Raw genomic sequence first — 25,949 nt, 5'->3', positions numbered from 1 at the left:
ACCTAACCGAGAACATGGCAGCCCCGTAACGCAACCGGCAACGCCGCCTCTGCCAGGCCGAAGCCCGCCTGCCCCATCGCGTTGCCGTTGTAGAACATCAACACGCGCTCGCCGTGCTGAATCAAGGCGGGGTAGCACAGCGTTTGCGCATCCCAGCCGTCATCGGACAGTGCAAGCCCCAACTGGCGGTCGTCGCGTTGCCAGTGCACCCCATCGCCACTGAAGGCGATGCCGGGAAAGTAGCCGCCCCGGAGGTCGCCACGGGTGAAATACATCAGGTAGCGCTCGCCGAGCCGGTACACGCGCGGACGCCCAATACGGTATTCGTCACCGTGTGGACGCAGGCACACGGCATCATCGGTGGGGATGCAACGCAGGTCGTCGGTCTGTGCGTAGCGGATGTGGTAACGCGGATACGGCTGGCCGCCGATCGTTTCCCAGTCATCGCCCACCGCGTACCAGAGCCGCCAGCGGCCCTGTTCGTAGCGCGCCGAGTGCACGGCAGCGATCGTGCTGCGCCCCGGGGCGCGATCCAGCAGCGGCGTTTCCTGCCGACGCTGGAAGCTCTCGCCACCGTCGCGGGACACCGCCAGACCGGTGAAGGCGAGGAACTTGGCCTTGGCCACGCGCTGGAAGCCGACATAGAACAGGTACAGCCCATCCGGCCCGGCCACCACATCGCCCAGGATCATGCCGTTGTCGTCGAAACAACCGTCACGGCCAATGTCGAGCACCGGCTGCTTGCTGACACCGACGATCTGCGTTGGCGCGCCAGCGCGCACATCCACATAGCCGATCCGGCTCACGCCCTGCGCATCGCGAAAACCGGCGTACACCCGCAACACCTGAGTAGACAGGCGATGCGGTGTTGGCGTTAGAGCTGCATGGTGCATCCAGCCACCCACCCCGTGGCGTGCGACGTCGAACACCAGTCCGCGTTTGTTCCAGGCAAACACCGCTCAGAGCTCCACATCGAAGCTGGACCTGCCCGCCACCGCGCAGGCCGGCGAGCCCACGTACACACGCTCGGCTTCGGTGTGTCGCGTCACCAGCGCGCCCGCACCGATGATGTTGTCTGCTGCAATGCGCACCTTGTCGCTGAGCGTGGCATTGACACCGATGAAACTGCCCTGCCCGACTTCGCAATAGCCGGAAATCACCGCATGCGAGGCAATAAAGACATGGTCCTGCACCACCGTGCGGTGACCGATATGGTTGCCGCTCCACAACACGCAGTTGTCGCCGATGCGGGTGAATGGCTGCACGACGTTGCCCTCGAAGATGAAGCAGTTGGCGCCGATCTGCGCGTTGTGCCAGACGAATGCGCGTGAGCTCACGTACGTCGCACAGCAATAGCCGCGCCGCACCACATCCTGGAAAAAGCGCGTGCGCAGGCGATTGAGTTGCGTTGCAGGAATCGCCACGAACACCGCGTAGTCTTGCGGCGGGTAGCGTTGCTCCAGCTCTTCGTATGCCACCACGGGCAACCCGGCCAAGGTGGGCTGCAGCAGAAAATCACGCTCCACGCTGAAGGCCGCCACCGTGTAGTGGCTGTCGTGCTGGAAGTACTCGCAGGCGATCTGCGCGAACTCGCCCGCGCCGACAATCACCAGGTGCCGAGGTGCGCTCATGCTTCCAGCCTGCGGGCTTGCAGCGCGTTGCCATTGCGCACCTCGCTCACGAACTGGTCGTAATCCAGAATGTAATCGCCGGGGTCGTAAAACTGGTCGGCCAGCACCATCAGCACGCAGTCGGCACTGAAACGGTACAGGTCGCGCCACACCATGCGGCCGAGCAACAGGCCTTGCGATGGGTCGTCCAGCACCACTTCGCTGGGGCCATTACCGTTGCCTTCGTCGAGCAGAATCGTCACCGAGCCGTGCAGGGCCACTGCGAATTGATTGAGCTGGCGGTGCGCATGCTGGCCGCGGTGCACGTCATGACGCGTGGCGAACAAGTAATACACGCGACGGATCTCGAACGGAACATTGCGCTGCTGCTCCAATGAAATGAGCAGCCCGCGATCGTCACCGTGGGTATGCAACTGGATGCGTTCGATGGCCATGATCGGAGAGGCGTAACCGCTGACTGCACGTAGTGCGACATGCCTGAGTGCGTCGGGTTGCGCGAAAGGTTGCGCGCGGCCGCGGCCCTGCGACGCGCTGTGCGCGCAAGCGCAGCTGACCGTGTCGCAGCACTTTGGTGTGCAGCACGTGCAAACCAGATGCCACGGCGACGCAACCTTTTTCCGACATCGCCGCACCCATCGGTGCACGTTCGCCTGGCCGCCGTTCGGCCGGCGTGGGGAGCCAGGCCTGGCAGCGCAGCGCGCAGCCGGAACCAACGACCACCACCGGAAGACAGATCAGATGCGTTCATCCCCCCCTGCGCCCGCCAGCGCTCCCGTCAACGGCACAGACACCGTGCCCCTGGCAGAACAGGCACCCGCAGCCGCGCGCGTGCTGCCCTTGCCCAAAGCGATGCGCGTGCTGCACTGGCTCACCGTGCTATGCCTGACCATGGCCGCCACGCTGATCCTGCTGCGCGCCGAGCTGGATGGCCGCGCACTGCGTCAGTGGCTGCTGGAAGGCCACCGCCACTTTGGCTTGCTGGTGTTGGTGCTGTTTGCATTACGCATCGGGTTGCGCCTGCGTTTGCGCACATTGCCGCCCGGCCCGCCTGCGTCGCTGCCGATGCGCCTGGCCGCTGGCGCCACGCATGTGGCGATGTACGGGCTGATGCTCGCGCTGCCATTGCTGGGCTGGTCGCTGAGCAGCGCCTACAGCAAGCAGGTGTATTTCTTCGGCATTCCCCTGCCCGCGCTGATCGCACCGGACGGCGACCTCGGCGACACCCTGGGCACCTGGCATTTGAATGCGGCCTGGGCGCTGCTGGCGCTGGTGCTGCTGCACATCGGCGCCGCGCTCTGGCATCACCTGGTCCTGCGCGACGGCCTGTTGCGTCGCGTCTTGCCGGGCAAGCACGCGTGAACCGTCATTCCCAGCCGCCTGTGATCCGTTTCTTCGCCCATTCCCGCACCACTGCATCCCGCACCGTCGAACAAGGACTTTCCATGCCCGCTTTCCAGCCCGCCCCGCGTTGCACCGCGACGCGTACCGCCTGCCTGACGTCCTTGTTGTGCGTGTCCGGCCCCTTGTTGCTACTGGCCAGTACGCAGGCGCAGGCGATTCCCTCGTTCGCGCGCCAGACCGGCTCGTCCTGCGCCGATTGCCATGTCGGTTCCTATGGCCCCTTGCTCACGCCCTACGGCATGCGCTTCAAGCTCGGTGGTTTTACCGATACCGATGGCGAAGGCACCAAGATCCCGGTGTCCGGCCAGCTCACCTGGTCGCGCAACAACCCCAGCCGTGGCGACAGCACCTCGCGTCTGCGCGAAGCCGATCTGTATCTGGGCGGCCGCCTCAGCGACAACATCGGTGGCTATTCGAAGATCCGCTCCAACAACAGCGGCAATGCGACCTTCGACACGCGCCTGGACGACATCGATCTGCGCTTTGTCAGCAAGCCGTTCCAGATGGCGGGCAAGGACACCATGATCGGCGTCAGCGTCAACAACAATCCGGGCATTTCCGACCCGGTGCACGTGTTGCCGAATGCCTCCACGCTCACCCCCGCCTCCAATGGTGGCGCCTCCACCATGCTCAGCTCCTCGGCGTTGTCCAACCGCGTCATCGGTGCCAGCGTCTACGGCCTGTACGACCGCAACTGGTACGGTGAAGTGGGTAGCTATAGCGCGCTGTCGCCGTCTGCGCAGGACCGCCTCGGCTGGCCGGTCAATGGCGACCCGGGCAAGCTCAGCGGCACCAGCTACGCGCGTCTTGCCTATATGAAGGACATGAAGCGCCAGTTCTTCTCGGTAGGCCTGACCGCGCTCACTACGCGCCGCCAGCCGCTGCGCACCGGACCCAGCGACGACCTCACCGATTTCGGCTACGACCTGACCTACCAATTCCTCGGCACCCGCGAGCACGTGCTGTCGCTGGCCTACGTCAATATCTACGAGCGTCGCAAATACGGCAGCCCGCTGATGTCGACCGATCCCACCATGCCGGCGCTGGACCGGGGCAGCGTCCGCGATCAGACCCTCAGCATGAACTACGCCTTCAAGCAGACCTACGGCGTGCTGGCCGCGCACATGATCAATAGCGGCTCGTTCGATGCGGCGCGCTATTCGCCGGTGGGTATCCCGGACACCACCAGCAATTTGGTCCTGCTGTACTGGACCCCGTTCGGCAAGGACGGCACCTACACCTCGATGGCCAACCTGCGCCTGTCCGCCGGCTGGTTCCGTTTCGACAAGTTCAACGGCAGCACCTCCAACGTCTTCCGTGGCCCGCCGATCACCAATCCGCGCGATCTCGACAGCTTCACTCTGTCGGTCAACCTGGCCTTCTGACCCCTCCCGCACCTGTACGGATCCACATGAACTCACCACGCAAACTCTCCGTGTTGTGCGCCCCGCTGGCCGGCCTGATGCTGGCGGGCGCACTGCCCGCGCCCTCGGCATCCGCTGCCGACGGCACCGGCGTCTTCCTCACCGAATGCGGTGAATGCCACAGCGTCAAACCGGGCAAGAACAAGAAAGGCCCGTCGCTGTTCGGCGTGGCAGGACGCCCTGCCGGGACCGTCGCCGACTTCGGCGGCTATTCCGATGCGCTCAAGAAGAGCAAGTGGATCTGGACCCCGGCCCAGCTCAAGACCTATCTTTCGCAATCCTCGTCCAAGGCGCTGCCGGGCACCAAGATGAAGTACGACGGCCTGGACGACCCGAAGGAGCTCGACGCACTGATCGCCTACCTCAACACCCTGAAGTAGGCGCGGCCAACGCAGCATGGCGCGTCGTCGTCCGGAGGGGGCGGACGGATGGCGCGCCAATCGCAACGCGCGTGCATGCCCGCGGTCCCGGTCGTCTGCAGCGCGGGCACACCTGCGCCGCTTGGCTCGCTGGTGGCGTGGCTGAGTCGGTTGCCAACGCGTCCAGCGGCGGCAGCCTGTCAGGCGGCCGCCACCCGGCAGGCCAGGATGGATCTGCATTGCCCGACGCGGTGCCTTCGCGTATACGGACGCAGTCGCCGCCGCCGCGATGGTCTCATCCGCCGACCTAGGGCACCATCGCGTCCCTGTTTGACACCCGCCCACGCCATTGCCCACCGTTCCAGCTTCCAAGCGCTTCCCCTTCCGACCGCGACGCCACTGCGCCCGCGCTGGCTTCTTCGTGGGCGCACTGCTGGACATTGCCGCACGCCGCACACCTTGCCAGACGCAGCCGACCGCGCCCGCCCAGCAACCATGCCAACCGCAGGTGCGTCGCCAACCACGCCGGGGCCGCACGCTGCTGCAGTGGTTGCTGCTCACGCTGGCGGCCGGCTCCTGCGCCAGCGCCCTGGCCAAGGACTTCGGCGGTGCTGTGGCCGTAACCTCCAGCCTGATCGACCGTGGCATCTCGATCGCGCACAACAAGGTCACCGTGCAGGCCGCCGGCTATTGGCTGCCCGCCCCCGGCTGGTCGGTGTCCACCTCGGTGGCGCTGCAGGCCCGCACCTGGAGCGATCCGGTCGCGGTCACCGCTCAGGTCGGGCGTGCCTGGATGCTGGACGACCGCTGGCAGATGCAGGCCAGCCTGCTCTACTACGGCTATCCGACCGACCGCGCCACGCCCACCTTTGACCGCCAGGAAGCCAGCCTGGCCTGGTCCTACCGCGATCTGCTGACGTTGTCGCTGTCCACCTTCAATTTTCCGCGGGCCGACCAGTCGCCGTGGAACGTGGCCTTCGACGTCACTGCCAACGTCCCGCTGCGCAACGATTTCAGCCTGTCGCTCGGTGCCGGCTCGTCGCGCTTTCCGGCCATGGCCTACGGTGCAGCGCGCTCCGGCAGCTATCAGTACGGTCAAGTGGGCCTGAAGTGGAACCGCGCCGGATGGACACTGAAAGCCGAGCGCATCCTGACCAGCGGCAATACCCCGCGCATGCAGGGCGGCCCCGGCGACATGCCGTGGCTGGGCACGGTCGCCAGAACCTTCTGATCCACACGCAACCTTTTGCCTGCCTGCGCGCACTGACGTTGGTGACCCGCCATGCCTGCACGAATGAATGACACCGACACTCTAGGCGATGCCACCGACCGCATGCTGTTGCGCCGCATGGCCGGGGGCGATCGCGACGCGCTGGCCAGCATGTACCACAGCTATCACGGCCGGCTGTGTCGCTTCCTGTCGCGGCTGACCCGCCGCCCGGACATCATCGAAGAGGCCATCAACGATTGCTTCTGGATCACCTGGCAAAAGGCCGGCGACTTCCGCGGCGACTCGCAGGTGTCCACCTGGATCATGGGCATCGCCTACCGCTGCGGACTCAAGTGCCTGCGCCAGCATGACGGCGAAGCCATCGACGACACCGCGCTGGTGGAAGACCACGCCCCCAGCGCCGACGACAACGACGACCGCGAACTGCGCGACTGGCTGGACAAGGGCATGGAACGGTTGTCGCCGGACCAGCGCCTGGTCGTCGAACTGGTCTACGGCGTCGGCCACACGCTCGAAGAAGTGGCCGACATCATGCAGTGCCCGGTTGGCACCATCAAAGCCCGGCTGTTCCATGCCCGGGTCAAACTACGCAATGTGCTGCCCGGCCTGGCCGGCGGTGCCCCTTACACGGAGACCCTGCAATGAAGACGTTTTTCATCGCGCCTGGCAAGGAATGCTCGCACGCCTGGGAATTGATGCCGGCGGTGCTGCTGGACAGTGCCACCGAGGAAGAAAACACCTGGCTGATCGCGCACGTGGCCAAGTGCGCCTCGTGTAGCGCCGAATTCGCCCAGCAGAACCGCCTGCGCCAGGCCTTGGCGCTGCCGTCGACAGTGAAGCTGGACCCGAACGCCGGTCTGCAACGCCTGCTCGGCCGCCTGGATGCACCGGAGCAGCGCAGTGCGCCTTCGCACGTGCCCGCCGCGCGCCGCTCCGGCAGTTGGACGGTACGCGCCCTGGCCGCCGCGGCGCTGGTCCAGGCCATCGGGCTGGGCGTGATGGGCATCAAGCTGGCCTTGCCCGCGCCATCGCACGACTATCGCACGCTCAGCAGCGTCGCGGCCCTGCCGGTGCCGCAGGGCGCCATCCGCGTGGTGCCGGACGCAAGGATGACCGTGGCCGACTGGGACCGGCTGCTGCATGCGCAGCAGTTGCAGGTGGTCGGCGGGCCCAACGAAATGGGTGCCTACACCGTGGTGCCTGCCGCACCGCAGCCCCCGGCCCAACCGCGGCAGACCGTGCAGCAACTACGCGCCACCCCGGGCATCCGGCTGGCGGAGATCGTCTCGGCCCCATGAAGCGCCTGTTCGCCATTGGCCTGATCGCCGCGTTCACCGCCCTGGGCGCGCCCTCCAACGCGCACGCTGCCGCAGTCTTCCAGGAGCCGGCGACGGAGGTTGCCGGTACCGCACCGCCACTGGCCGGTGCGCAAACGCCCGACAGCAGCCGCGACATCCTGCTGGCGGTGGCCAACCCGCTCGCCGCGCCACCGGCCCGCGCCGGCTCCAGCCTGATCGGCTACGCGTCCAGCTATTACGGTGCCGGCCAGAAGGCGGCCGCGCGCATGGACAGCATCAAGCAGCGCTACAAATTGCGCGAAGTCTCGGCCTGGCCAATCACCTCGCTGGGCCTGTATTGCGCTGTGCTGCAACCGCCGCCGGGCGTGTCGCGCGATGAACTGGTCAGTGCCTTGGCCGACGACGAAGGTGTGGAGCTGGTGCAGCCAGTGCAGGACTTTTCGGTGTTCTCGGCCGATGCGTCGGAAAAGACGACCTCGCTGTCCAGCTACAACGACCCATACGTGGACATGCAACGCGGCTTTATCGACACCGATGCCGCCAGCGCACAGACCGTGACCGAGGGCCGCGGCGTGCTGATCGCAGTGGTCGATACCGGCGTGGACACCAACCACCCCGACCTGAAAGCCCGCATCCGCGAGGTGCACGATCTGGTCGACGACACACCGGTGAAGACCAGTACCGATTCGCACGGTACCGAAGTGGCCGGCATCATTGCCGCCGGCAGCAACAATCACCAGGGCATCGTCGGCATGGCACCCAAGGCCATGCTGAGTATCTACAAGGCGTGCTGGTACGCGCCCACGGTCGGCGCCACCGCACGTTGCAACACCTTCACCCTGGCCAAGGCGCTGGCGGCGATCGACAACAGCTCCGCGCGCGTGATCAACCTGAGCCTGGGCGGCCCCGCCGACCCGCTGCTGAGCAAGATGCTGCAGCAGCTGGTGCAACAGGGCCGCATCGTGGTGACGGCAATGCCACCGAACGGGCGTCTGGATGGCTTTCCCAATGATGTGCCGGGCGTGCTGGTGGTGCGCAGCAGCAGCGCAACACCCGCCATGCCCGGCGTGCTCAGCGCGCCCGGCAAGGACATCCTGACCACGCAACCGAACGGCCGCTACGACTTCACCTCCGGCTCGTCGATGGCCACCGCGCATGTCAGCGGCATGGCCGCGCTGCTGTTGTCGCTGCAACCGTCGATGGATGCCCAGGCGTTGCGCGAACTCATGCAGCGCACCAGCAAGGTTTCCGACGGGCAGTTGCAGGTCAACGCCGGCGCCGCAGTGCAGGCGCTGGCGCCTCACGCCAAACACTCCAACTGACGGCACCGGCATGGCCAAGTGGATTCCCTTGTGGCTGCATCAACTCAGTTCGCCGCCCACGTTTTATCGTGTCGCCGGCAGCGTGCGCCCGTGGGCGCTGGGACTGGCCGCGCTGCTCGGCGCGGTCGCAGCATACGGCGGCCTGGTGCTGGCACCGCCGGATTACCAGCAGCACGATGCCTACCGCATCATCTTCATCCACGTGCCCAGTGCGTGGATGAGTCTTTTCATCTACGCGGCAATGGGCGTTGCGGCGTTCATTGCGCTGGTGTGGCGCATCAAGCTGGCCGAAGTGGTCACCATGGCCTCCGCGCCAATCGGCGCAGCCTTCACCTTCATCACCCTGTGCACCGGCGCGCTGTGGGGCAAGCCGATGTGGGGCACCTGGTGGACCTGGGACACGCGGCTCACCTCCGAATTGCTGCTGCTGTTTCTGTACCTGGGCGTGCTGGGACTGCATTACGCCGTGGAAGACCGCCGTCAGGCGATGCGCGCGGCCGGTTTGCTCGCCCTGGTGGGTCTGGTGAATCTGCCCATCGTGCACTACTCGGTGGTGTGGTGGAACACGCTGCACCAGGGTTCCACCGTGCGCCTGCTCGGCCCCTCCACGATGAGCGCAAACATGCTGTGGCCGCTGCTAACCATGATGCTGGCAACCAAGTGCTATTACGTCGCCAGCTTGTTTGGCCGCGTGCGTGTGGAATTGCTGGCACTGGAAAGCGGCAAGGACTGGGTCCGCCGCATCGTGTTGACGGAGCGCACCGCATGAGCACCTTTCTGGCGATGGGCGGCTACGGCCAATACGTGTGGACCGCCTACGCCGTGTTCGTGCTGGTGCTGCTGGCCGACCTTGCAGCACCCTGGCTGCGCCGTCGCCGGCTGCCGCGCGAGCTGCGCGGGCAGTTGCAGCGGCAGGCACCGCGGCGTGCACGCGATCAACCGGCACCGGCACTGGAGCGCGACGCGCCATGAACGCCACCCGCAAACACCGTCTGTGGTTGGTGATCGGTGTACTGGCCGCCGCTGCGCTGGCCGTCACGCTCATCGTGTTCGCGCTGCAGCGAAACATGAGCTACCTGTTCACTCCAAGCCAGGTTCGCGGGGGGGAAGCCGCCGGTTACCGGCAATTCCGGCTCGGCGGCATGGTCAAGGCCGGCTCGATCCAGCGTGCCAGTGATTCGCTGAAAGTCAGCTTCACCGTCATCGATAAAAACGCGGCGACCCAGGTGGAGTACACGGGCATTCTTCCCGATCTGTTTCGCGACAACCAGTCGGTCATCGCCAACGGGCGCATGCAAGGCGGGCGCTTTGTCGCCAACGAAGTGCTGGCCAAGCACGACGAGACCTACATGCCGGAAGAGCTGAAGGATGCGATGGCCGAAGGCCACCTTGGCAAGCCGATTGCCGCCACCGCCGCGCCGCTGACCGCGCCGCGTTGATGCGCTTGCGGTTGTTGCCACGTACGTCGATGACTCCCTTCCGTCTCACCTTGCGATCCGCACATGACGCCTGAACTCGGCCAGATCGCATTGATCCTGGCGCTATTGTTATCGCTTGCCCAGGGCGTGTTGCCGTTGATTGGCGCGTGGCGCGGCGACTCCGCGTTGATGGGCATCGCGCGGCCTGCGGCCGTGGGCCAGGCGGTGTTCGTCTGGATGGCGTTCGGCCTGCTCGCCTGGTCGTTGTTGTCGCTGGATCTTTCGGTGGGCTATGTCGCCGCCAACGCCAACATCGCCCTGCCCTGGTATTACCGCTTCGCCGCGGTGTGGGGCGCCCACGAAGGCTCGCTGCTGTTGTGGATCGCCATCCTGGCCACCTGGACGGTGCTGCTGGCCGCCTTCAGCCGGCACCTGCCGCAGCATTTTGCCGCCCGCGTGCTGGCGGTGCTGGGGCTGATCTCGGTGGGCTTTCTGGCCTTCATCCTACTGACCTCCAATCCGTTCAGGCGGCTGTCGCCGATTCCGCTGGATGGCAACGAGCTCAATCCGGTGTTGCAGGATCCGGGCATGACCTTCCACCCGCCGGTGCTGTACACCGGCTATGTCGGGTTTTCGGTGGCATTCGCATTCGCAGTGGCGGCATTGCTCGGCGGCGAGCTGGAACAGACGTGGGTGCGCTGGGCACGGCCGTGGACCAACGTGGCCTGGGCCTGCCTCACCGCCGGCATCGTCGCCGGTAGCTGGTGGGCGTATGCCGAACTCGGTTGGGGCGGATGGTGGTTCTGGGACCCGGTGGAAAACGCCAGTTTCATGCCATGGCTGGTCGGCACTGCGTTGATCCACTCCCAGGCGGTCACCGAAAAACGCGGCAGCCTGCGTGCATGGACCATGCTGCTGTCGATCCTGGCGTTTTCGCTGTCGTTGCTGGGCACCTTCCTGGTGCGCTCGGGTGTACTGACCTCGGTGCACGCGTTTGCGGCCGATCCGCGCCGCGGCCTGTACATTCTCACCTTTCTGGTTGCGGTGGTCGGCGGCTCGTTGCTGTTGTATGCACTGCGTGCGCCCAAGATCGCCAGCGGCAAACCGTTCGCCGCTGCCTCGCGCGAAACGGGCATTCTCGTCGGCAACCTGCTGCTCGCCGTGGCCGCGGCAATGGTGTTGCTGGGCACCTTGTTCCCACTGATCGCCGACGCGTTTGCCCTGGGCAAAGTCTCGGTCGGGCCGCCCTACTTCGGCTTGCTGTTTCCGTTGTTGATGTTGCCGGTGGTACTGTTGCTGCCGTTCGGCCCGTACCTGCGCTGGGGCAAGGCCGAAGCCGCACCGCTGAAAGTACTCGGCACGCGCGCCGGCGTCGCCGCAATTGCGTGTGCCCTGGTCGGCAGTGTGTTTGCCGATGGCCAGGCCAAGGCGATCGCCGGCATGGGTGTGGCCGCATGGGTGGCTGCGGGCACTGCGCTGTACGTGGTCAAACGCTGGCGCGACATCCCGCGCGGGCGGCGTTTTCCGGCGGAAATGGCCGGCATGCTGATCGCACATGCGGGCGTGGCGGTCTTCGTTGCCGGCGTACTGGTGTCCGACAGCCTGTCGGTGGAACGCGATGTGCGGCTGTCGCCCGGCGAGTCGGCGCAGGTCGCCGGCTACAGATTCCGCTTCGATGGCGTGCAGCTGGTAAATGGGCCGAACTGGAAGGCCGAACAAGGTAGCGTGCAGGTCAGCCGCGACGGTCAGGTGGTTGCGCAACTGCATCCGCAAAAACGCCTGTACAGCAGCGAGCGGATCCAGACCGAATCGGCGATCGATCCCGGCATCACCCGCGACCTGTATGTGGCGCTGGGCGAGCCACTGGACGACCAGCACATCGAAGACGACTGGACGCTGCGCCTGTACTACAAACCCTTCATTCGCTGGATCTGGGCCGGGGGCCTGCTGATGATGCTGGGCGGTTTCGTCAGCGCCTGTGCACGCCGCTTTCGTGCGCCGGTGACTGCACACACCTTGGCCGCCTCTTCGGCGCAACCAGCGCTCGTCATCGCACAGGAATCGCACCCGTGAATCGTCTGCTGCCCTTGCTGGGCTTCCTGTTGCTGGCGGCGCTGTTCGGCTTCGGCATTGCGTGGACCATGCAGCACAATCCGCGCGAGGTACCATCGCCGTTGATCGGCAAGCCGGCACCGACGTTCTCGTTGCCGCGGCTGGATCAGCCCGAACAACGTGTGAGCCGCGACCAGCTGCTGGGCAAGCCGTACGTGCTCAACGTGTTCGGTAGCTGGTGCGCCGAATGTGTGCACGAACATCCGGTGCTGATGGCCCAGGCCAGCCGGCTCGGCGTGCCGCTGATCGGCTACAACTACAAGGACGCACCGGCCGATGCGACCGCCTGGCTGGCACGATTGGGCAACCCTTATGCAGTGGTGATGGCCGATGAAGCTGGCCAGACCGCCATCGACTTCGGCGTCTACGGTGCGCCGGAAACCTTTCTGATCGATGCGCAGGGCGTGATCCGCTACAAGCACATCGGCGTGCTGACCCCGGATGCCATCAACGGCGAGCTGCTGCCGGCCATCGCCGCGCTGCCCAAGGGCACGCCGTGATGGCGTCGGCGCTTCAAACACGAGTGTTGCATTGGCGCTGGCATTGGCGCGCGCAAGGTCGTCATGTGCGTTTGTTGCTGGTGTTGCTGCTTGGCGTGCTGCTCGCGCCCTCGGTGGCGGCGCAGGCCGTCGACCCGATGCCGTTCAAGAACCGCAGCGACGAAGCGCGCTACCAGCGCTTGACCGCGCAACTGCGCTGCCTGGTGTGCCAGAACGAAAACCTGGCCGATTCCAATGCCAGCCTGGCGCGCGATCTGCGTCACCAGGTGTTCGCGCAACTGCAGGCCGGCAAGAGCGATGCGCAGATCAAGCAATACATGGTCGATCGCTATTCGGATTTCGTGCTGTACGACCCACCGGTCAAACGTGGCACCTGGCTGCTGTGGTTCGGGCCGGCGCTGATATTGGCTGCAGGTGCAGGCGTGGTCATCCACACCGTCCGTAAACGTGCGCGCGCCGGCACCCCGGTGGCGCCGCAAGCGGAGGAAGAGTGGTGATGGCGGTTTTTTATGTCGCAAGCGCGGCACTGGTGGCCCTGGCCTTGCTGCTGTTGCTGGTACCACTGCTGCGCCGCTCCAGCGGCAGTGGCAACGCGCGGTACCGCTTGGCCATTCTGCTGATACTGGGCTTGCCGCTGGCCACGACCGGGGTGTATCGAATGGTGGGCGCGCCGGAGGCGATCGTCACGCATGTGTATGCAGCGCAGCCAGCGCAAGGCGCCGCGCTTGCACCATCTGCGGTCGCAGGGCAGGCGCAAGCGGCAAGCTCCCCCGCCGACGCGCAGGCGCAGGTGCTGGATCACTTCATGCAGCAGGCCAGGACGTTCGAGCAGAACGACCGACCCGCCGAGGCACGCGAGGCCTATGCACAAGCCCTCAATATCGCTCCCGATATCAGCGCCGCCATTGTGGGCTGGGTGGCGGCAAATATGGCCACGCACGGCGATTTCGCCATCGACGCCGCATCGCGCACACGCCTGCAACAGGTGATCGCACGCGAGCCGGACAACCAGCGCGGACTCTGGTTGCTAGGCATCAGCGATTTTCAACAGCAGGACTTCGCCGCCGCCACTGCGCACTGGCGGCATCTGCACGGTTTGCTGGAAACCGGATCGCCGATGCAGAAAGCAGTGGCAGACAAGATCGCGGTGGCCGAATCGATGGCCCGCGCGCGGCAGTCTGCGCGTGGCACGCGCTGAGCAAAGCCGCCTGCGCGATGCGGTGTGGTTGACGATGGCTGCACCGCAGTGCAATTGAACAGCGCGTGCAGAATCCAGGTAGCCGGTGCACGCGATGGACGCGGCACTTGGCGTAAACAATCCACCCCATTGCATCGTGCATTCAAGCGCTACGCATCGTGCCTGCAGTTGAGGGGGACACGCGTCATCGCCTTGCGGCCTCTCGCGTCAGCTTGAGTGCATCCAAACAAAAGGCAGGCGCGAAACAGACGAGGTCGGTACGCAGGATTGAGAGCGTGCGGTCGTACACGTGGCTGCCCTGCATCGTCCACGTTCAACTGACTGCCTACATCGCGCTAGCCGCGCTCAGGCCGACGGCCCCAGCACGTCGTGCAGCTTTCCGCTGAACTCGCCCAACGTGAATGGCTTGGCGATCATGCTCATGCCTTCGCCGAGAAATTTGCCGCGGTCGCGTGCCGTTTCTGCGTAGCCGGTCATGAAGATCACCGGCAGATCGCGCCGCGACTGCCGCGCGATCTCGGCCAACTGGCGTCCGTTGAGGCCCGGCAGGCCGACGTCCGTGACCAGCAGGTCGATCTGTCGTGGCGAGGCAAGAATCGGCAGCGCCGCGTCCGCATCGGCTACCACGTCGGCCTGATAGCCGAGCTCACTGAGCAGTTCGGTGACCAGCAGCCGCACCTGTTCGTCGTCTTCCACCACCAGCACCTGCTGGCCCTGCCCTGCACGCACCGCATCGCTCTGCGTCGGCGGCAACGCGGTTTGCGCCGCAACCCCGGTGGGTAGATACAGGCTGACCGTGGTGCCTGCGCCCGGCCGCGATTCCACCCACACCTGGCCGTTGGACTGCTGCATGAAGCCGTAGATCATCGACATGCCCAGGCCGGTGCCCTGGCCGATCGGCTTGGTGGTGTAGAAAGGTTCGAACACGCGTTCAAGCACGTCGGCGGGCATGCCGGTCCCGGTGTCTGCGACCGACACCACCACGTAACTCCCCGGCGCTAACGCGATGCCACGGCCGAGTTCCAGCGGCTGATCTTCCACCTGCAGCTGCCGCGTCGCGATACGCAGCTGCCCACCGTCGGGCATGGCATCGCGCGCATTGATGGCCAGGTTGATCAGTGCGCTTTCCAGCTGATTTTCGTCCACGTACGTCTGCGGCAGCTCCGCACAGAGATCGATCTCCAGACGCACCGATTCGCCCAGCGTGCGCGCCAGCAACTCCTGCAGCGACACCACCAGATCGTTCAACTGCAGATCCCGCGCTTGCAGCGACTGACGCCGCGAGAATGCCAGCAGGCGCTGGGTGAGCGCAGCTGCGCGCAATGCCGAGGCGGAGGCCACATCCAGAAAGCGACCCAATCCCTCGGTGCGCCCCTGGTCGATACGCAGCCGCGCCAGATCCAGCGCAGACAAAATGCCGGTGAGCATGTTGTTGAAATCGTGTGCGATGCCGCCGGTGAGCTGGCCGACCGCTTCCATTTTCTGCGCCTGGCGCAGCGCCGCTTCGCTGGATTCGCGCGCCAGCATCTGCTGCTGCAACTCGGCGGTCCGTTCTGCCACCTTGGCTTCCAGCAGGTTGGCCTGTTGCTGGATCGACTCCAGCGCCAGTGCACGCGTGGTGACATCGGTGGCGAACACATGGAACCCATCCACCTTGCCCTCTGCATCGAAGCGCGGCATGTAGCGGATTTCCGCATCGCGGCGCCGGCCATCGGCATGCGGCCAGCTCGTCTCGATGGTCAGAGCCTGCCCGGCCAATGCGGCCTCGATCCAGGCGCGGCGCTCCTGGACGACCGCAGGCCCCACCACATCCAACAGCGGCCGCCCGATGACGTTGGCAGGCGGCACGCCAATCCAGTCTTCGTAGGAACGATTGGCAAAGCGATACACCAGGTTCTTATCGATGAAAGCGATCAGCACCGGCAACGCATCCGTCACCCGCCGCAGTTCGGCCTCGCTCTGCGCCAGCGCGGCGCGGCTTTCGGCCAACTGCGCCAGCTGGTCACGGATGACGAACTGCTTCTGCCGTGCGCGCAACGCGGTGGAGATGGCGCTCAGCAATGAGGCCGAGCTCAGCGGCCGCTCCAACTCGATGACGTTGGTCATGTCGGCCGGCAGCCGCACCTGCCGACGGTTGTGCAGCCCACGCGGCGCGCGCAACAACACGAACGGAATGTCCGACCAGGCCTGCTGGCCTTGCAGGATGTGCGACAGCCCATGCAGGTCGCCACGGATGGCTTCTTCGGTGAGCACCACCACGCCGGAGGCGTCTTGCAGGTCGCCTGCCAGCGCGTCCAGCGTGGCATAGACCCGGGACGCCAGCCCACGCTCGCCGACGATGCTGGCAATACTCTGCGCATCGCGGCCGAACGGCGCGACGATATGAACGATAGAGCCGTCCGCGTTACAGATAGTCAACGGGAGGATCCAGCAACGGGCCGTCGTCTCCGACAAACTGCGGCGTACCGGTCAACACACCGTGGAATTTCTCCAGCGGCTCGCTCAACTGCAGACCGCTACTGCCGATGCGCAATTCGCGAATTGCATCCTCGTGTGCGCCACTGCGATTCTTGATCACCGACAACGCCTTGCGAATACGTCCTTTCGCCTCGAAAAAACGCAGCAGGATGACGGTGTCGGCCATGTAGGAGACATTGAGGCTGCTGCCGGTCGCCATGCTACCGACCAGCCCCTGCTGCGGGTTGATCAGAAACGTGGTCACCCCGCTCTGGTTGAGATACGACAAAAGCTCGTGCATCTGCAACATCAACTGCTTTTCCTGCGGCATCGAGGCCAGGTACCCGTTGAGGCTGTCGATCACCAGAATGCGGCACGCGCGCTCCTCCACGCTGCCACGCACCGTCCAGGCAAATTCGCCCGGCGTGACGTCGGCCGGATCCATCTGGTGCAACTCCAGCAGACCTGCATTCATATGTTTGCGCAGATCCATGCCCAGGCCCTCGGCACGCTTCAGCAAGGTGCCGGTACGCTCGTCGAACTCCAGCACGCAGCAATGCTCGCCGCGCTCACACGCGGCAACCACGAACTGCAGGGCCAGGTTGGTCTTGCCCGAGCCGGCTGGCCCGGTCAGCAGCGTGCTGGTCCCGCGCAACGGGCCGCCGTGCAACAAGGCATCGATGCGCTTCACACCGCTCGGTACCGGGTCGCCGACAAATGGCAGGTGGTGGTCGGAAGCGATCAGGCGTGGATAGATACGCATGCCGCCGGTGACGATGGCCAGGTCGTGATAGCCGCCGATGAAATCCACCCCACGCAGTTTCTGCACCTGCATGCGGCGGCGCGCTGCACCGAACTCCAGCGTCATGCGCTCCAGCGAAATCACCCCGTGGCACAGGCTGTGCAGATGCGCATCGTGCTCGCCGTGCTCCCCGGTGAGATCGTCCACCAGAAATACCGTGATGTTGCGCGGCGCGAAATACTGCTTGAGCGCCAGCACATGGCGCCGGTAGCGCAGCGACTCCTGCGCGAGCAAGCGCAACTCGGACAGCGAATCGAACACCACCCGCGTCGGCTTCACCCGGTCAACTTCGGCCTGGATGAGCTTGATGGTGCCATCCAGCTCCATCTCCCACGGATGCAGGATGGATTGCTGCCGCTCTTCGCCAAGGAACGCCTCTGCAGATGCCAGCTCAAAAATATGCAGGGACTCCAACGACCAATTGTGCGAGGCAGCCACTTCCGTGAGCTCGTCGATGGTTTGCGACAAGGTCACATACAGGCAGCTCTCGCCCTTGGCCGCACCATCCAACAGAAGCTGCAGTGCGAGCGTGGTTTTGCCGGCACCAGGCTGACCTTCCAGCAGATACAAACGGTTGGCGGGCAGCCCACCTCGCAGGATAGTGTCGAGCCCGGTGCTGCCAGTGGTGATGCGGTTTGCGATCATCGGCGTCACGTTCTTCATAGAACTGAATTTAACACGTGCACGTTATTTACCGGTGGGCGCGACTGAACTGATCAGCTTGCTTTGGTTGACGCAAGGCACGTCATCGCTGCTGCTGGTATCGCAAATCATCCAAAACTGCCGTGTTTTCATGTTTATCCGCCAGCGTGGCGCATGACATTGGCAGCAACGGTGAACGCGGCGTATTGCAGCGTCCCACGCTGCCGTCACGCAGGCGCGCCCAACGTGACTGGCTACGCGGGCGAAATCGCCAAGCGTGCCAACCAAGCGTGCCAACTTTCTGGATACCGACATGCGTCCTTTGACCAAGCCATTTTCCCTGCGCGATCTGCTGGGCATCGTACAGACGGCGCTCTAAACAGGCCCAACCGCGGACGCATGCAGTATCTGTCTGGCGAATTTCGCGCGACAGGCATGTCTTACGCGATCACCGTCGGTGCAGCGAGCGACTCGCAGCAAGCACCCGCAACGCCTAGTGGGCGCGACGCTCCAGCAATTGCGCCACCCGCCGCTCCAGCTCGATGGCCTGGAATGGCTTGGTCAAGACCTCCATGCCATCGTCGAGCTGCCCCGCGCCCACCGCGGCACTGGCCGCATAGTCGGTCACGAACAGCACCGGCAATGCAGGGCGCGATTGCCGCCCGGCATCGGCAACCTGACGCCCATTGAGGCCGCCGGTCAGGCCGACGTCGGTCACCAGCACATCGATGCGCTCTTGCGAGCGCAAGCGCTCCACCGCCGCACTGCCCTCGGCAGTTTCGATTACGCGGTAGCCGGCTTCGGTGAGTACTTCGGAGATCAAGACACGAATCGCGGTTTCGTCTTCCACCAACAACACAGTGCGGCTCTGCGCGGCGTTGCGCTGCAGCGGCGCATCGGCTGGTGCCACCTCGCCATGCGCCAGCACGCCGGTGAAACGCGGCAGGTACAGGGCCATGGTGGTACCCACGCCCACTTCCGAATCGATGCGCACATGCCCGCCGGATTGGCGGGTGAATCCATAGATCATCGACAGGCCCAGCCCGGTGCTTTGGCCGATGGGCTTGGTGGTGAAAAACGGTTCGAACACCTTGGCCATCACCTCGGCAGTCATGCCGGTCCCGGTGTCCTGCACGCTCAGGCACACGTAATCGCCAGGCGGCAGCTCCAGCTGTTGAGCGGCAGCGGCATCCAGCGCACGGTTGTGCAGACTGATGGTGAGCTGCCCACCATCGGGCATGGCATCGCGCGCGTTGATACATAGATTGAGCAGCGCGTTTTCCAGCTGCGGCGCGTCCACCAGCACCTGCCACGCTTGATCAGCTGGATGCAGCTGCAGCGCGATCGACGGCCCCAGCGTGCGCGCAATGATGTCGTGCATGCCGCGCACCAGCGCTTCCACATCCAGTGCGGTGGGCGCCAACGTCTGCCGGCGCGAAAACGCCAGCAGCCGCTGGGTCAGTGCGGTGGCGCGCGCCGCGCTGGACTGCGCCATTTCCACATAGCGCTCCAGCCGGTCGTACTTACCCTGTTCGATGCGCGTCTGCAGCAGTTCCAGGCCAACACTGATGGCGGTGAGCAGATTGTTGAAGTCGTACGCCAGCCCGCCGTTCAGCTACCCCACCGCCTCCATCTTCTGGCTCTGACGCAGCTTCTCTTCGGCCAGCAACAACGCCGCGCTGCGTTCGCGCACGCGCTCTTCCAGCGTCTCGGTGAGTTGACGCAGCTGTTCTTCGGCCACGCGTTTGTCGGTGATGTCGGCAGCGGTACCGAACCATTCGGCGATCTGCTCGCGCTCATCCAGCAGCGGAATCGCGCGCATCAAGGTCCAACCCACATGCCCATCTGCGCCGAGCACCCGGTATTCCACGTCCACGCCAGACTTGGTGGCAGTCGCCTGCGCAAGCGCTTGCGCCAAGCGCGCGCGGTCGTCCGGGTGCACCATCGCCTGCCAGTCGGGCGTGGCCGACACCGCATCGCTCAGCACCCCGTCGCCCACCAGTTGGCGCAAGTCGCGCCAGTGGGCGCTGGCGGAAAAAATCGATTGCGACGACGCGCGCACGAGTGCGTCCAGGCGCCGCTCGCTCTTTTGCAGCGCCTCGCTGGCCAGCCGCTCGGCGGTGCGATCGCGCAGCACCTTGACGAATCCGATCGCCTCGCCAGTTTCTTCGCGCAATACCATCAGCGAGCCATTGGCCCAGAACCACTCGCCGGATTTGCGCACATGCCAGCGCTCGTCCATGCCGCTGCCGCTTTCCAGCGCGGCAGCGGCCTCGATCAGCATCTGCCGCTGCTCGACGTCTTCCGGGGTAAAGGTGCGCTGCAGCGTTTGCCCGAGCATCTCGGCCTCGCTCCAGCCCAGAATGCGCCGCGCACCTTCGTTCCACGACGTCACCCGCCCGTGCATATCGGTGGCGATGATGGCGTAGTCCATCACGCTGTCCAGGATCTGCCGGTTGCGCACTTCGGCCTCGCGCACTGCGCGTTCCAGGCTGATGCGGTCGGTGATGTCCAGGCCCTGCACGAAGATGCCGGAGATGGTGCCATCGGCGCCTGCGATCGGCTGATAGACCAGATCCAGCAAGCGTCGCTCGGTGGGACCACCCGGCACCGCTTGCACGTTGTACGGCAGCGCATTGGCCGAAAACGCGCGCCCGGACTGGTACACCTCGTCCAGGCGACGCACATGGCCCTGCTCCACCGCATCCGGCAGCGCCTCGGCCAACGGCCGCCCGATCACATCGCGGTGGCCGATCAGACGCGAATAACACGGATTGGCAAATTCCACCCGATGCTACGGCCCGCTCAGGAACGCCATGAACATCGGCGCCTGCTCGAACAGGCGGATCAGGCGCTCGTGTTCGTCGGCCAACCGCGCCTGCGCCAGCTGGCGCGCGGTGACTTCGTTGGTGACGCAAAACGCGCCGCCCACCCGGCCATCGTCCAGATAGATCGGCGAGAACGAGAACGTCCACCAGGTCTGCTCCGGCACGCCGTAGCGGTTCCATGCCGATAGGCACTTCCTCGAAACGCGATGCCTGGCCGACGCCGCCTCGATCGGCGCGCGCACAGCCTCCCAGGCATCGGCCCACAACACGCGCAGCGGCGCGCCCAGCGCCTGCTCCTGGCGCGGCCCCAGGATCGGCGTGTAGGCATCGTTGTAGAAAAAGATCAGCGCATCGCCCCACACCACATACATGCTTTCTGGCGAACCCAGCATCAGATCGATCGCATTGCGCAACGGCGATGGCCACTGTGCGATGGGTCCCAGCGGGCTCGCCGCCCAGTCGTGGCTGCGCACCGCCTGCGCCATGACGCTGTTGCGGTGCGGAAATCCCGCATTCATAGAGGGCGTACCTGCATTGCATCCACACCAAGGTCGCCGCTGCAGCACCCACCCTGCACGACCGCGGCGCCGCCTGCCGTGAGCTTATCCATCCCCCATCCGTACATGCATGTCCAACCGTTGAAAAGACCAGATCGCCGCAGGCACGACTTGTCGACAAGACCGAGCGGCGCGCGGTCGCCCATCATCTGGCCTATGGCAGGTGGCGTCCAGCCACACCCGTACGCGGCGACTGAACCAGGCAACTTCCACCACTGCGTTTGTGCGGCAGCGCGCAGCCTAGGCAGCGGCCGGTACAGCCGCTGGCCTGCACGCATGGGGCCCTGCTGCCGTCTTCGGAGCCGCACAGCAACGCCGCATCGCCTTGGCAGCCAAGCCGCCGGGCATGTGCGCTCTGCCACGCGACACTGACCGCCATGCCGCACTGCAGGAGACGTAACATTGCCCGATGGCTCCAGGCAACGCACGGTCGTACAAATGCTCGATCAGGATGAACTCATCCACCCGCAGGCGGCAGTCGCGCCGGGGTATCTGGCCAACCATGCGGCGCGGGTCTTCAATCGTCTGGTCGATGCCGAACTGCGGCCACACGGTGTGTCGCTGGCGCTGATCGGCCCGATCATGCTGCTGTCCTGGAAAGGCCCAATGCTGCAGCGTGATCTCGTCATCGCCTCGGCCGTAAAGCAGCCGGCCATGGTGACGCTGCTGGACAAGCTGGAGGGATTGAAACTCATCAAGCGCACCCGACCCCGCAGGATCGCCGCGCCGCGTTGGTGGCGCTCAGCGCCCGCGGGCGCAAGATTGCCGAACTTGGCGGCCGAGCACTGCTGGGCATGAACGCAGTGGCGCTGGAAGCGCTTCTCCACCGACGAGGTGCAGCAGACCGTTGCGCTGATGCACCGGTTGATTGCGAACATGGAGCGTCACGGCCAGGACATGTGATATCACGCCTGATATCTCCTGCCCGGGTGACAGCAATGCCGCACCGCATCCTCGTCACCGGCGCCAGCATCGCCGGCAACACTGTCGCCTGGACACTCGCCCATCGCGGTTTCGATGTCACCGTGGTGGAGCGCGCAACCCGGTTTCGCCATGGAGGCAGAACGTCGCCCTGAGCGCCGTTGACACGCGCCGGTGCACCACGCGCGGCAGCGCCGCTGGCACTAGCAATGCGGTCTTTCGGCGCGCAGTGGGCATCCCTACCGGCACCTGAACTGGCGGACGTTGCGGCTTCAGTTCCATTGCTAGAGGTCGCTAACACGTCGAGACACCACTGGAGCGGCGGCAGCTGTGCCGGCTCCTGCGGTGTCGCGTGCGCATTCGTCTCCCTGCAGTTGCAGGGACTTCCCCGCTCTTCCGCCAGTCGGAACACCGATCGAACCCCTATGCATTTCTTCCCGAATCTGCGCATTGGACAGCGCCTGGCCCTGGGCTTTCTCGCGATCATCGTCTTGATGGTGATCCTGACCGTGGTCGGCATCCAACGCGTTCGCAGCATCGACCAGCAACTCACTGCCATCAACGAGGTCAACAGCGTCAAGCAACGCTACGCGATCAACTTCCGTGGCAGCGTCCACGACCGCGCGATCGCGCTGCGCGACGTCGTGCTGATGGACGACCCCGCAAACCGCCACGCCGCCGAACAATCGATCGACAAGCTCGCGGCCGATTACGCACGCTCTGCGCAGCCGCTCGACAACATGATCGCCAGCTCGACCGATGCAAAAGAGAAAGACATTCTCCAGCAGATCAAGGCCATCGAGCAGCGCACCCTGCCGCTGATCGCGCAAGTGCGCGCGCTCCGCGACGCGGCCGACAAGGCCCAGGCAGAACAGCACCTGCTGCAGCAAGCGCGCCCGGCCTTCATCGCCTGGCTGGCCAGCATCAACACCTTCATCGACCTGCAGGAAGCCAAGAACCGCCAGGCGGCCAGGCAGGCCGTTGCCACCGCGCGCGGCTTTGCGATGCTGATGGTGATTTCCACCGTCGTCGCCCTGCTGCTGGGCGCCGCCATCACCTTCCTGCTCACGCGCAGTGTGGTGCTGCCGCTGCGACAATCGTTGCGCCTGGCCCAGCGCATCAACGATGGCGACCTGCGCAGCCAGGACGCAGCGACCGGCAACGACGAATCCGGACAACTGCTGCGCGCCATGCAGCAGATGCAGCGGCGCCTGCAGGAAGTAATCTTCGCGCAACGCAGCATGGCTGCGCGCCACGACGCCGGCGAAATCAGCTACCGCACCGACGCACTGCGTTTTCCCGGCGAATATGGCGACATGGTGCAAGACACCAATGCGCTCGTGCACGCCCACGTGCAGACCCAGTTGCGCATGACCGAGGTCATGGGCCGCTATGCCGTTGGCGATCTCACCCAGGACATCGAGCAGTATCCCGGCGAAAAATCCGCCATCACTGCCACCATGCAGCAGGTCAAGCGCAATCTGCAGGCCATCAACGCGCAGATACAGGAACTGACCCAGGCCGCCTGTGCAGGCGACTTTGCGCGACGCGGCAAGGCGGAAAAGTTCGAGCACGATTTTCGCCTGATGGTGGAAAACCTCAACACCATGATGGCCACCTCCGATACCAACCTGGCCAGCTTCTCAGAGCTGCTGCGCGCGATCGCCGATGGCGACCTGACCGTGCGCATGTCCGGCAACTTCCACGGCGTGTTCGCCTCCATGCGTGACGATGCCAGCAGCACCGTGCACCGCCTCACCGACATCGTCACCCGCATCCAGACAACCTCCAACAGCATCAGCTTCGCCGCAGAAGATATCGCCAGCGGCAATCAGGAGCTGGCGCAGCGCAGCGAACAACAGGCCGCCAGCCTCGAAGAAACCGCCGCCTCGATGGAAGAGTTGACCTCCACCGTCAAGCAGAATGCCGAGCACGCCAGCCGCGCCAACCAGCTCGCGCGCGGCGCTGCCGCCATCGCCTCGGACGGCCGCGATGCGGTCGGCCAGGTAATCGAACAGATGTCCGGCATCGAAGCCGCTTCCAGGCGCATCGCCGACATCATTTCGGTCATCGACGGCATCGCCTTCCAGACCAATATCCTAGCCCTCAACGCCGCGGTGGAGGCCGCACGCGCCGGCGAACAAGGCCGCGGCTTCGCCGTCGTCGCATCGGAAGTGCGCACCCTCTCGCATCGCTCCTCGGATGCGGCAAAAGAAATCAAGCGGCTCATCGATGACTCCGTACAACGCGTCGCCGACGGCTCCACACTCGTGCACAAGGCCGGCACCACCATGGGTGAAATCGTCACCAGCGTCCAGCACGTTACCGATATCATGGCCCACATCTCCGCCGCATCGCAGGAACAAGCCGGCGGTATCGAACAGGTCAATCACACCATTGCGCAGATGGACGAGACCACCCAACACAATGTGCGCTTGGTCGAAGCCGCCAGCACCGCTGCGCACGCGTTGGAACAGCACTCCATGCAACTCACCCGTGCGGTGGAAGTCTTCAAGGTCAATGCAACGGTGCTGTAAGCCCGCGCGATGCGTTCGACGCGCAAGCGACGGTCGTGGCCATCGTCTGGGGGCTCGACCTACTGCAGGCGCCTACTCGGCAGAAAACAGACCAACCTGCCGCAACGGATAGATCAGATCGCGCCCAGCCGGGCGCGCATCGGCATTCATTTGATGCGGCTGCACCGCGGTGTCGCCAAGGATGTGCAGCACCTGCCACCGGCGGTACAGCAACAGATCCGCAATCAGACGGCGGTGGCACTGCCACCAGAGCGCTTCGGCGCACATCAGGGCCGTACGCCGCTCGCGTGCCATGGCCGTCGCCTGCTCCAACCCGGCGCCGAATTCGGCGCTGGCCATGTGGTCGGCATAACCCTGGAATGCCGCGTTGCGACACGCGCCATTGGGCGATCCCGGCTGCGCTTTGCGACGCCCACCCAGCGCGGGCAGCCACAGATAGCGCACCGATGCCGCGTCCAACGCCTGCGCTATCGTGTCGCTGGCAAACCACGGGTAGCGACGCGAGCCCGGAAAGCGCCGCACATCCACCAATCCCTCGATCCGATGCGCGCGCAACAGCGCCACGAACGCCTCCCAGGTCCTGGTGGAGTAACCGATCGTCCAGAGCATCCCGGCCGCATCGCCAGCGGCCTGCAGCGCAGGCGCGTCGGTGTTGATCAAGGCAGAGGGGTCATGCATCGCAGCAATCGCTAAGAGGGTGTTTACATAATCATACAATTGCATCATCTCCTGACGACTAGCCATCAAGATGGGCCGCCCGCCGAAGATTCAAGCCGAACACGAAGCAATGTTGGTGGAAATCGTAGAGTCGGATCCGACTGCGACGATAGAAGAAGTCAGGTTGGAGCTTTTTCGTCGCTGCAACATGAAGGTTCACGATCAAACGCTGGCATCGACGTTGAAGAGGCTTAGGATTGAACGCATGCCCAGCCACGAGGTGGTGACGATCGAGAAAGCCGAGACGGATGTGCCACGCTATGGCGATACCGATGCTCATCGCCGTCAGACGCCAGAACAGACTTCCCCCAGCTGCCTGACCGACGCTGAATGGGAGTTGGTCAGGGATATTTTCGAGAACGAAGGCGGTCGCGGCTTGCCGCCCCGCATCAGCCGCACAGTGCTGGTGGACGCCTGCTGTTACGTGGTTCGCAGCGGTGGATCGTGGCGGATGTTACCCAGGCATTTTCCTCGTTGGCAAAACGTGTATCGAACCTTTCGCCGCTGGAGCGAGCAAGGCAAGGTCGTGCAAACGCATGATCGTCTGCGCGCACAATGGCGCGAGCGTGAAGGCAAGAACGCCGATCCCACCGC

The 25,949-nt window shown here is 65.0% G+C and carries 25 protein-coding genes and 3 pseudogenes; 19 read left to right on the top strand and 9 right to left on the bottom strand.

All coding sequences use genetic code 11. The annotated features are described in order from the left end of the window. Window positions 1-2 precede the first annotated feature (2 nt). From XAXN_RS14305 to XAXN_RS14295, 3 genes are read right to left on the bottom strand one after another with little or no spacing between them, the layout of a single operon-like run. Window positions 3-956, bottom strand: a complete 954-nt coding sequence (locus XAXN_RS14305; protein WP_054320032.1) for a glycoside hydrolase family protein — start codon at window positions 954-956, stop codon at window positions 3-5. A 3-nt stretch (window positions 957-959) separates the two neighbouring features. Then, the gene (locus XAXN_RS14300; RefSeq protein WP_054320031.1) at window positions 960-1,631 is read right to left on the bottom strand and encodes an acetyltransferase; all 672 of its coding nucleotides are present in this window, start codon (window positions 1,629-1,631) and stop codon (window positions 960-962) included. After that, window positions 1,628-2,065 carry a sugar 3,4-ketoisomerase gene (locus XAXN_RS14295; RefSeq protein WP_054320030.1) on the bottom strand — a complete coding sequence of 146 codons (438 nt, stop codon included), beginning with the start codon at window positions 2,063-2,065 and terminating at the stop codon, window positions 1,628-1,630. Before XAXN_RS14295 ends, XAXN_RS14300 begins: the two co-directional genes overlap by 4 nt. Window positions 2,066-2,369: 304 nt before the next feature. Here XAXN_RS14295 and XAXN_RS14290 point away from each other — a divergent pair, with 304 nt between their 5' ends. The 14 genes from XAXN_RS14290 (at window position 2,370) to XAXN_RS14225 (ending at window position 13,894) form a co-directional block, all read left to right on the top strand. Next, entirely contained in the window at window positions 2,370-2,990 is a 621-nt protein-coding gene (locus tag XAXN_RS14290) for a cytochrome b (RefSeq protein ID WP_174515514.1), read from the top strand. Between the two features lie 83 nt (window positions 2,991-3,073). Next, window positions 3,074-4,417, top strand: coding sequence for a hypothetical protein (locus XAXN_RS14285; RefSeq protein WP_054320029.1), 1,344 nt, complete (start codon window positions 3,074-3,076; stop codon window positions 4,415-4,417). 26 nt (window positions 4,418-4,443) lie between these two features. Further along, a complete protein-coding gene (locus XAXN_RS14280; RefSeq protein WP_054320028.1) occupies window positions 4,444-4,836 on the top strand; it encodes a c-type cytochrome in 393 nt (130 codons plus the stop codon). Window positions 4,837-5,236: 400 nt separating this feature from the next. After that, window positions 5,237-6,046 carry a TorF family putative porin gene (locus XAXN_RS14275; RefSeq protein ID WP_425511882.1) on the top strand — a complete coding sequence of 270 codons (810 nt, stop codon included), beginning with the start codon at window positions 5,237-5,239 and terminating at the stop codon, window positions 6,044-6,046. 51 nt (window positions 6,047-6,097) lie between these two features. After that, window positions 6,098-6,691, top strand: a complete 594-nt coding sequence (locus XAXN_RS14270; protein ID WP_174515573.1) for a sigma-70 family RNA polymerase sigma factor — start codon at window positions 6,098-6,100, stop codon at window positions 6,689-6,691. Beyond that, entirely contained in the window at window positions 6,688-7,344 is a 657-nt protein-coding gene (locus tag XAXN_RS14265; RefSeq protein ID WP_054320026.1) for a zf-HC2 domain-containing protein, read from the top strand. The genes XAXN_RS14270 and XAXN_RS14265 overlap by 4 nt, the downstream gene beginning before the upstream one ends. Continuing rightward, window positions 7,341-8,666 (top strand): S8 family peptidase, encoded by a 1,326-nt coding sequence (locus XAXN_RS14260; RefSeq protein ID WP_054320025.1) that lies wholly within the window; start codon window positions 7,341-7,343, stop codon window positions 8,664-8,666. Before XAXN_RS14265 ends, XAXN_RS14260 begins: the two co-directional genes overlap by 4 nt. A 10-nt stretch (window positions 8,667-8,676) precedes the next feature. Then, on the top strand, window positions 8,677-9,435 hold the full coding sequence (gene ccmC, locus XAXN_RS14255; RefSeq protein WP_054320024.1) for a heme ABC transporter permease CcmC: 759 nt from the start codon (window positions 8,677-8,679) through the stop codon (window positions 9,433-9,435). Continuing rightward, window positions 9,432-9,638: a heme exporter protein CcmD gene (gene ccmD, locus XAXN_RS14250; protein ID WP_054320023.1), complete on the top strand. Its 207-nt coding sequence runs from the start codon at window positions 9,432-9,434 to the stop codon at window positions 9,636-9,638. Before ccmC ends, ccmD begins: the two co-directional genes overlap by 4 nt. Continuing rightward, window positions 9,635-10,105, top strand: a complete 471-nt coding sequence (gene ccmE / locus XAXN_RS14245; protein ID WP_054320022.1) for a cytochrome c maturation protein CcmE — start codon at window positions 9,635-9,637, stop codon at window positions 10,103-10,105. The genes ccmD and ccmE overlap by 4 nt, the downstream gene beginning before the upstream one ends. A gap of 63 nt (window positions 10,106-10,168) precedes the next feature. Beyond that, complete coding sequence (locus XAXN_RS14240) at window positions 10,169-12,157, top strand: heme lyase CcmF/NrfE family subunit (RefSeq protein ID WP_054320021.1); 1,989 nt, start codon at window positions 10,169-10,171, stop codon at window positions 12,155-12,157. After that, window positions 12,154-12,696 carry a DsbE family thiol:disulfide interchange protein gene (locus XAXN_RS14235; RefSeq protein WP_054320020.1) on the top strand — a complete coding sequence of 181 codons (543 nt, stop codon included), beginning with the start codon at window positions 12,154-12,156 and terminating at the stop codon, window positions 12,694-12,696. The genes XAXN_RS14240 and XAXN_RS14235 overlap by 4 nt, the downstream gene beginning before the upstream one ends. Beyond that, on the top strand, window positions 12,696-13,193 hold the full coding sequence (locus tag XAXN_RS14230; RefSeq protein ID WP_054320019.1) for a cytochrome c-type biogenesis protein: 498 nt from the start codon (window positions 12,696-12,698) through the stop codon (window positions 13,191-13,193). Before XAXN_RS14235 ends, XAXN_RS14230 begins: the two co-directional genes overlap by 1 nt. Then, a complete protein-coding gene (locus tag XAXN_RS14225) occupies window positions 13,193-13,894 on the top strand; it encodes a tetratricopeptide repeat protein (RefSeq protein ID WP_054320018.1) in 702 nt (233 codons plus the stop codon). Before XAXN_RS14230 ends, XAXN_RS14225 begins: the two co-directional genes overlap by 1 nt. A gap of 345 nt (window positions 13,895-14,239) precedes the next feature. Here XAXN_RS14225 and XAXN_RS14220 read toward each other — a convergent pair whose 3' ends face one another. Both XAXN_RS14220 and XAXN_RS14215 read right to left on the bottom strand, forming a co-directional pair. Then, window positions 14,240-16,312, bottom strand: coding sequence for a PAS domain-containing sensor histidine kinase (locus XAXN_RS14220; protein ID WP_054320017.1), 2,073 nt, complete (start codon window positions 16,310-16,312; stop codon window positions 14,240-14,242). Then, complete coding sequence (locus XAXN_RS14215) at window positions 16,299-17,816, bottom strand: ATPase domain-containing protein (RefSeq protein WP_054320016.1); 1,518 nt, start codon at window positions 17,814-17,816, stop codon at window positions 16,299-16,301. Before XAXN_RS14215 ends, XAXN_RS14220 begins: the two co-directional genes overlap by 14 nt. Before the next feature lie 225 nt (window positions 17,817-18,041). Between XAXN_RS14215 and XAXN_RS21625 the strand changes: the two are divergent. Continuing rightward, window positions 18,042-18,174, top strand: a pseudogene (locus tag XAXN_RS21625) (response regulator); the annotation flags it as partial. 114 nt (window positions 18,175-18,288) lie between these two features. Here the strand turns inward: XAXN_RS21625 and XAXN_RS23225 are convergent. The 3 genes from XAXN_RS23225 to XAXN_RS23215 are packed head-to-tail and all read right to left on the bottom strand — an operon-like array spanning window position 18,289 to window position 21,141. Beyond that, entirely contained in the window at window positions 18,289-19,398 is a 1,110-nt protein-coding gene (locus tag XAXN_RS23225) for an ATP-binding protein (protein ID WP_277422473.1), read from the bottom strand. Window positions 19,399-19,410: 12 nt separating this feature from the next. Next, window positions 19,411-20,583: a PAS domain S-box protein gene (locus XAXN_RS23220; RefSeq protein ID WP_241148223.1), complete on the bottom strand. Its 1,173-nt coding sequence runs from the start codon at window positions 20,581-20,583 to the stop codon at window positions 19,411-19,413. Between the two features lie 6 nt (window positions 20,584-20,589). Beyond that, window positions 20,590-21,141 (bottom strand): PAS domain-containing protein, encoded by a 552-nt coding sequence (locus XAXN_RS23215; RefSeq protein WP_241148224.1) that lies wholly within the window; start codon window positions 21,139-21,141, stop codon window positions 20,590-20,592. 477 nt (window positions 21,142-21,618) lie between these two features. On the opposite strand from XAXN_RS23215, the pseudogene XAXN_RS14190 reads away from it, so the two are divergent. The 3 genes and pseudogenes from XAXN_RS14190 to XAXN_RS14185 all read left to right on the top strand — a co-directional run bounded on the left by XAXN_RS14190 (window position 21,619) and on the right by XAXN_RS14185 (window position 24,638). Next, window positions 21,619-22,083: pseudogene (locus XAXN_RS14190) on the top strand (MarR family winged helix-turn-helix transcriptional regulator). A 35-nt stretch (window positions 22,084-22,118) separates the two neighbouring features. Next, window positions 22,119-22,244: pseudogene (locus XAXN_RS21610) on the top strand (NAD(P)-binding protein); the annotation flags it as partial. 282 nt (window positions 22,245-22,526) lie between these two features. Further along, window positions 22,527-24,638, top strand: coding sequence for a methyl-accepting chemotaxis protein (locus tag XAXN_RS14185; RefSeq protein WP_054320014.1), 2,112 nt, complete (start codon window positions 22,527-22,529; stop codon window positions 24,636-24,638). A gap of 72 nt (window positions 24,639-24,710) precedes the next feature. Here XAXN_RS14185 and XAXN_RS14180 read toward each other — a convergent pair whose 3' ends face one another. Beyond that, window positions 24,711-25,316 carry a DUF488 domain-containing protein gene (locus tag XAXN_RS14180; protein ID WP_054320013.1) on the bottom strand — a complete coding sequence of 202 codons (606 nt, stop codon included), beginning with the start codon at window positions 25,314-25,316 and terminating at the stop codon, window positions 24,711-24,713. 109 nt (window positions 25,317-25,425) lie between these two features. On the opposite strand from XAXN_RS14180, the gene XAXN_RS14175 reads away from it, so the two are divergent. Next, on the top strand, window positions 25,426-25,949 hold a 524-nt coding region (locus XAXN_RS14175; RefSeq protein WP_167694801.1), incomplete at its 3' end, for a transposase.

The sequence above is a fragment of the Xanthomonas axonopodis genome, from assembly GCF_001304695.1.
Taxonomy (GTDB): Bacteria; Pseudomonadota; Gammaproteobacteria; order Xanthomonadales; family Xanthomonadaceae; genus Xanthomonas; species Xanthomonas axonopodis.
Note: the sequence above shows the minus strand (reverse complement) of the source record. Positions and strands in the feature narration are given on the sequence as shown.

Bases quoted from the DNA above. Each gene is read 5' to 3' on its own strand.
- XAXN_RS14300 (WP_054320031.1), bottom strand. From the start codon at position 1,631: ATGAGCGCACCTCGGCACCTGGTGATTGTCGGCGCGGGCGAGTTCGCG.
- XAXN_RS14295 (WP_054320030.1), bottom strand. From the start codon at position 2,065: ATGGCCATCGAACGCATCCAGTTGCATACCCACGGTGACGATCGCGGG.
- XAXN_RS14290 (WP_174515514.1), top strand. From the start codon at position 2,370: ATGCGTTCATCCCCCCCTGCGCCCGCCAGCGCTCCCGTCAACGGCACA.
- XAXN_RS14285 (WP_054320029.1), top strand. From the start codon at position 3,074: ATGCCCGCTTTCCAGCCCGCCCCGCGTTGCACCGCGACGCGTACCGCC.
- XAXN_RS14280 (WP_054320028.1), top strand. From the start codon at position 4,444: ATGAACTCACCACGCAAACTCTCCGTGTTGTGCGCCCCGCTGGCCGGC.
- XAXN_RS14270 (WP_174515573.1), top strand. From the start codon at position 6,098: ATGCCTGCACGAATGAATGACACCGACACTCTAGGCGATGCCACCGAC.
- XAXN_RS14265 (WP_054320026.1), top strand. From the start codon at position 6,688: ATGAAGACGTTTTTCATCGCGCCTGGCAAGGAATGCTCGCACGCCTGG.
- XAXN_RS14260 (WP_054320025.1), top strand. From the start codon at position 7,341: ATGAAGCGCCTGTTCGCCATTGGCCTGATCGCCGCGTTCACCGCCCTG.
- ccmC (WP_054320024.1), top strand. From the start codon at position 8,677: ATGGCCAAGTGGATTCCCTTGTGGCTGCATCAACTCAGTTCGCCGCCC.
- ccmD (WP_054320023.1), top strand. From the start codon at position 9,432: ATGAGCACCTTTCTGGCGATGGGCGGCTACGGCCAATACGTGTGGACC.
- ccmE (WP_054320022.1), top strand. From the start codon at position 9,635: ATGAACGCCACCCGCAAACACCGTCTGTGGTTGGTGATCGGTGTACTG.
- XAXN_RS14240 (WP_054320021.1), top strand. From the start codon at position 10,169: ATGACGCCTGAACTCGGCCAGATCGCATTGATCCTGGCGCTATTGTTA.
- XAXN_RS14230 (WP_054320019.1), top strand. From the start codon at position 12,696: ATGGCGTCGGCGCTTCAAACACGAGTGTTGCATTGGCGCTGGCATTGG.
- XAXN_RS14225 (WP_054320018.1), top strand. From the start codon at position 13,193: ATGGCGGTTTTTTATGTCGCAAGCGCGGCACTGGTGGCCCTGGCCTTG.
- XAXN_RS14215 (WP_054320016.1), bottom strand. From the start codon at position 17,816: ATGAAGAACGTGACGCCGATGATCGCAAACCGCATCACCACTGGCAGC.
- XAXN_RS23215 (WP_241148224.1), bottom strand. From the start codon at position 21,141: ATGAATGCGGGATTTCCGCACCGCAACAGCGTCATGGCGCAGGCGGTG.
- XAXN_RS14185 (WP_054320014.1), top strand. From the start codon at position 22,527: ATGCATTTCTTCCCGAATCTGCGCATTGGACAGCGCCTGGCCCTGGGC.
- XAXN_RS14180 (WP_054320013.1), bottom strand. From the start codon at position 25,316: ATGCATGACCCCTCTGCCTTGATCAACACCGACGCGCCTGCGCTGCAG.